At 46.1% G+C, this 5369-nt stretch carries 5 protein-coding genes; all 5 read right to left on the bottom strand.

The features are described from left to right. A partial coding sequence (locus tag VIM87_RS28140; protein WP_332000204.1) for a family 43 glycosylhydrolase occupies positions 1 to 600 on the bottom strand: 600 nt, incomplete at its 3' end. Positions 601 to 639: 39 nt separating this feature from the next. Continuing rightward, positions 640 to 2643, bottom strand: coding sequence for an alginate lyase family protein (locus VIM87_RS28135; RefSeq protein ID WP_332000203.1), 2004 nt, complete (start codon positions 2641 to 2643; stop codon positions 640 to 642). A 6-nt stretch (positions 2644 to 2649) separates the two neighbouring features. Further along, positions 2650 to 3504, bottom strand: a complete 855-nt coding sequence (locus tag VIM87_RS28130; protein WP_332000202.1) for a glycoside hydrolase family 97 catalytic domain-containing protein — start codon at positions 3502 to 3504, stop codon at positions 2650 to 2652. Beyond that, positions 3426 to 4463: a glycoside hydrolase family 97 N-terminal domain-containing protein gene (locus VIM87_RS28125; protein ID WP_332000201.1), complete on the bottom strand. Its 1038-nt coding sequence runs from the start codon at positions 4461 to 4463 to the stop codon at positions 3426 to 3428. The genes VIM87_RS28130 and VIM87_RS28125 overlap by 79 nt, the downstream gene beginning before the upstream one ends. Before the next feature lie 191 nt (positions 4464 to 4654). Beyond that, positions 4655 to 5369: LamG-like jellyroll fold domain-containing protein (locus VIM87_RS28120; protein ID WP_332000200.1), on the bottom strand; the 715-nt coding region annotated here is incomplete at its 5' end.

Here is a 5369-nt window from a genome sequence, read left to right as displayed (position 1 = left end):
ATCCACAGTAATCATATCGCGGTTCAGCTTAGCTGCAAACCGGAGCTGCCAGAAAACATAAGGCTGTCCATCATCGTCAATAAAAACTTCAGCATCTATACCTGCAGGCTCTTTCCGGCCTTTTGGCTGCAATAAGGTGGCCGGAGTAAAGGGTAAATAAAAACTGTCTATACCCTTTGCCAGCTTAAACGGCCCGTCAGGTGAATCTGAAACAGCAGGATACATAAAACCATTCACGGTAGGGTAAATATAGTACCTGCCATTGGCTGCAACGGCCTTACTGGGCGCCCAGTATTTTTGCCCCACTGCGGAAGGGAAATAAAAACCTGAAAAACTCCAGTGAACAAAATCTTTCGACTTCCATACCACCGGCGGGCCGGATGTTTTTAAACCCTGATCATATCCATCTGTTGTTGCATAACAATAAAACGTTCCATTGATCTCCTGGATACTGGCATCTGCGATCATATCCGGCACCAATGCATTACCAAAGGGGTTTTGCACGGACGGGGCAGCCGGGTCAATACGCCCCTGGGCGCCGGACTTCAATAAAATGAACGGAAAAAATACGAGCGCAGCAAGTGCTTTTACAATTTTCATCTGTGTATTATTAAACAAGAAGAAACAATGGTCTCTTCTTTATTTGCTTTTGTGAATGGATACCTGATCAAAAAATACGGTTGTTGCACCGGGCATGCCTGATGATACCGTTATTCCTGTCAGTAAGTTCCTGTTTAGTTCCAGCAACAGCTCCGGCAGCTGCTTCCACGTTTTCCCATCCAGTGATATTGCACCCACAAAACTATTTCCCCTACGCTGAAAACTAAGCCAGACACTTCCCGTTAGCCGCCCCCATGTAACGGCCGGTTCTGAAAGCGGCAGTGAAACACCGGCGGTATCTGCTTTTGCCCCTGCAACATTTCGTGCGATCAATTTCACTTTCCAATCCGGCAACTCGATCTGCCCGGTTTTTCCGGGATAAATCACCAATGCAACAAAAGGAGCGTTATCATTTAATCCATCCCGCATCATCAAACCCATTTGAGAGAACTGCGAGTTTGTTTGCGGAACAAATCTTGCAATAATTTCACCGTTGCCCGCCAATGGCTGACAGGTAAAATGCAATTGATCATTCGTGCTGTCCAATTCTCTTCCTCCGGCTTCAATTGTAAATCTCTCTCCATCAAAATATGTGAAACCTGTTGCATTACCAGTATTATGCTGCTCCCAGGGATAAGGCAAACCGGCTGCAGCTGCTGTTCCATAAGCATCAGCACTTTCAAGCGCTGCACCTGATGCAGTAACAGTATAATAGTAAACTATTCCATTGTTCACCTGGTTGTCAACAAAATAAGGTTGTTTAATGTTTTTTGCAACTGCTATGTAAGGTCCTCCGGCCTTCGTTGCTCTTTTAATGGTGTAAGCATTTGCCCCAATGCATTCAATCCAGCTTAGCTTAATATGCTTATGAGATCCTTTAGCAATGATTGCAGCAGGAGGAACGGGACGAACGGGAGCAGCGCCTTTCTCCTTTGCTGCGAAGTAAAGTGTTCCATATCCCGGATGATCTGCACCCGGCTTTCCCGGCCCTTCGGGGCGAAGCTTTTCCGCAGCCTGCTGTATATAGGGCGCAGACAACCCTTTTTCAATTATATAATGATTATACACCTGTTCATACACTGCACGCAGCTCACCACAGGCTTTCTGCGATATTTGTGTATGATGATATTTCCCGGTTCTATCCAGCCATTCTGTAAATGGCGCCTCATCATTTCCCAGATTAAATTTTGCCGTGTACTCAAATCCTTTGAGCAAACGGTTATTGCCATAGGCATATAGATCCAATCCCTGGTTCCATGCAATGGCGCAGCATTCGGCAAGCATTCCAAGCCCCAGCTGCGTATGTGCCTGGTCCCTGCCACTTTCCTGTACCTGGCCACGCTCATTAATGATGTAATTAAATAAGCTCCCGTTTCCCTGCCCATTTACATAATACCGCAATGCCCTTTCGAACATCGGCCTGTCGTTACAGAACACTGCTATGGCCATCACCGTTTTCATAGCTGCCGCATCCCAGTTGCCATTGGCAAAGGGTGCAAAATCCTTTAAAACAGGATGAATAACTGCTTTAAAATGCTTTTCTGTTTGCCTGATATCCGCCTCCTTCCATCCTGCATTGGTGTATCGCAGAATTTCAGCGGCATTGATCATTTTAAAAGGCCCAAGCCCTGCCATCAGCACCGCATCTTTTCCGGTTACTGATCTTAATGTCCGGGACCAGGCATTCACTATTTCAATTGCTTTATCTGCATAACGCTTATCCCCGGTAATTGCCCACATCACCGCATTCTGATGTGCTGCATTGGCATCATTATCATACATAGCCTGACCCACAGTTGGATTGCGCCCAACCGTTGTTAATGGACCCTGCATTTTAAAATTGAATTGTGAAACAGAGTCCCGGATAAAGCGCTGATAGCCTGCATAAACAGGTTCCTGCTTATTGGCAACCGCTTCTTTCATTCGCTGCAGATCGCCTTTTGAATGCAGGATGCCGGGGTGAACAAATGTTTGCGCCCGGATACCCGGGGCAGTAAAGAACAGGGAGATGGAAAAAAAGAGGATCCTGAATTTCTTTTGCATAGCCGTCTATTTTTCCGGTGTTAACCAAATTGCTTGTCCGCCGGAGGGTAATAGTGAAACATTCAATATTGTGGAAGCGCCTACCGTTCTTGTTTCCACTTTTACTTTTGTTGCGGTTGCAGCAGCCGGATCATCGGAATAAATTTTTGCTATGTATCTTTTCCCTTTATCCAGGAAGCTCAACGGCAGCTTCAATGTTCTTGCATCGTTGCCGGTCATGGTTCCTACAAACCAGTCCTTACCTGCTCTCCTTGCCGTTGTTATATACCGGCCAATTTCTCCCTGCAGCACTTTTGTTTCATCCCAGGTGGCAGGGATCTTTTCAAAAAATGTTATTTCCGGCTCGTTCTGATAGGCCGATGGTTTGTCGTACCAGAACAGGGTTTGAATGGGGCTGTAATAAACTGCGGCCATTGCCAGCTGGTGGGCATGTGTTGTTTTAATCCGTTTATCGTAGTAACAAATCGTGTAATCAGCCGCACCGGCAATAAAGCGGGTAAAAGGAAGTGTAACGTTATGCACTGCATCCGGCATCTCTTCATTCCCCCTGATGCCTTCCGCCGTCATTAAATTAGGCCAGGTCCTTTGCTCACCTGTTGGCCGCCAGTCGTCGTGCACATTTACCATGAGCTGATTTTCGGCTGCTTTCCTGAACATCTCTTCTATCCAGGTTGTCCACCGGTGGGATCCTGACTGAACAAACCCAAACTTTACTCCCTTCACCCCCCAATCATGATAAACCCTGAACAGGGAATCTGATTGGGTATACAGGCCCTGCAGGTTTACGTATAACCAAACACCAATGCCCTTTTCCTTTGCATATTGAATGATGCCCGGCAGATCCAGGTCAGGTTTTGCCACTTTTGTTGCATCGGAATTAAAACTAATACATCGCCATACCATCCTGCATCAAAAAGAACGTATTGCAGCTGATGTTGCGCAGCAAAGTCAATATAATCTTTTGCATACTGCGTGGTTTGCGTCATCACGCGTATGATCTTCCCGGGCCTGATCCAGCTGTGGTCTTTAATATTTGAGGGCTCGTTCAGGTTCAGCACAAGATCGTTGTGCTCAATTAAGTCTCCGGCCTTTTCTGCAACCATCACCACCCGCCAGGGAGTAGCAAATGGAGAGATCAGGTCGGCAGGAGTGTACATGGATGCAACAATGGTATTCTTCTTTGCAGTGCTTAACTTAAACTTTGTTCTTGCATAATCTGTCATGGCTGCTTCTGCAAGACAGGCATACAAACCGTTTGGCAGCTGCAGGGTAAGCGGGCGCTCACTTTCACCGGGCCAGCTTTCCAATGGTAATAATTTATAAGGCCCCTGCGCCCATGAAGTAAACCATGCCTTTGTTCCCTGGGGCAGGGAAAACTCAGTATTGTCCGACATGATCCGGTAATAAGTTCCTTTTTCATTCTCCGGGAAGAAGAAACGAAAAGCCGCGCCTTCATTATAAGCTCTTACCTCTACATTCACATTATAAATAGGGTTGTCGTCCTTCACCATTTCAACTGCTGCGGCATTGTACCTGTCACGGATGATCTTCTTTTCGCCCACAACCGGCATCCAGGAAGTATCTTTCGATGAGGCAGTGATCTTTTTCACTTCCAGGTTTTCCATCCACCTTTCATGCTTATCAACCTTTAATGCCATTGCACTTTCGGAAAGATGGTTATCTAACTGCAGCTCTAAAAGGGATTCATTGATAACAGGTTTGCTTTTATAGGAAACCGTATAATAAAGTGTGCGTTTCCTATCCGCATCTTCCTTCTGATAAACCTGGATGCGGAGGTGCTTATCAGGAGACTGGATCACAACATTTGTTCCTTCAACAACTGTTTGGCCAGGCGCAGCATGCCCCAGGAGCACAATAAAAAATAAAACCATCCAATTCTTCAGATGGCTGGATCTGCAGTTCATCATAAATATTATTCCTCTTTCAATTTATCAATAAGCATTTGTATAAGGGCGGCAGCATTCCTGCTACCGCCCTTATCGTAATTACATTATAGCTTCACTATCTTTTTAACGGTGATCACTCCCCGTGTATTGATCTGTAAATAATACATGCCTGCAGTTAAGCCGCGAACCGGAATAGCTTGAACCGGCCCGGCCATCAGCAAGGTTTTTACCAGTGTACCATTGTGATTGTATATTCTTATTATAGCACCGGCTTCCCCTCCGCTTACTTTTACATTCACCACATCTGTAACTGGATTGGGATAAACAATCACATTCCTGCTGCTTCCCTTCCCTGCTCCGTTAACCGGGAGGGCCGATACAGCGGTACGGTTCATATTTATGCCGGCTGCAATCTCCCCATCACTCAAAGCCCTGCTGTAGATCTTAAATTCATCAATAGCGCCGTTGAAAACAGGGTCTGAAAACTGGGATTTACCCAGATAGTTTAAAGTGGTGCCGGTAGCAGCGCCTGCAGGGGTAAGCTGCGAAGGTTTGATATTGAGCGCGGTATTACCTGATACCAAAGCTCCGTTTATATACAGCCTGGCAGTATCTCCCGATTGCGTAACCGCCAGGTGCACCCAGGTGTTCAACGGGAAAACATAGGGAGCGCTTACATTCAGCTCCGTACCTCCGTTCTTAATGGCATACCGCACAATTGATGAACTTACATTATTTACGGTGGTAGTGCCTGCCTGTACTGAAAGGAACATATACTGAGTGTTATTATTGCCAAAATCGAATACCCTCATCCAGTTT

Origin of the sequence: Chitinophaga sp., assembly GCF_036569125.1 — a bacterium.
Taxonomy (GTDB): domain Bacteria; phylum Bacteroidota; class Bacteroidia; order Chitinophagales; family Chitinophagaceae; genus Chitinophaga.
This window is presented reverse-complemented; position numbering and strand designations above follow the sequence as displayed.

Excerpts from the sequence above, each read along its gene's own strand:
- VIM87_RS28135 (WP_332000203.1), bottom strand. The coding sequence starts at position 2,643 with ATGCAAAAGAAATTCAGGATCCTCTTTTTTTCCATCTCCCTGTTCTTT.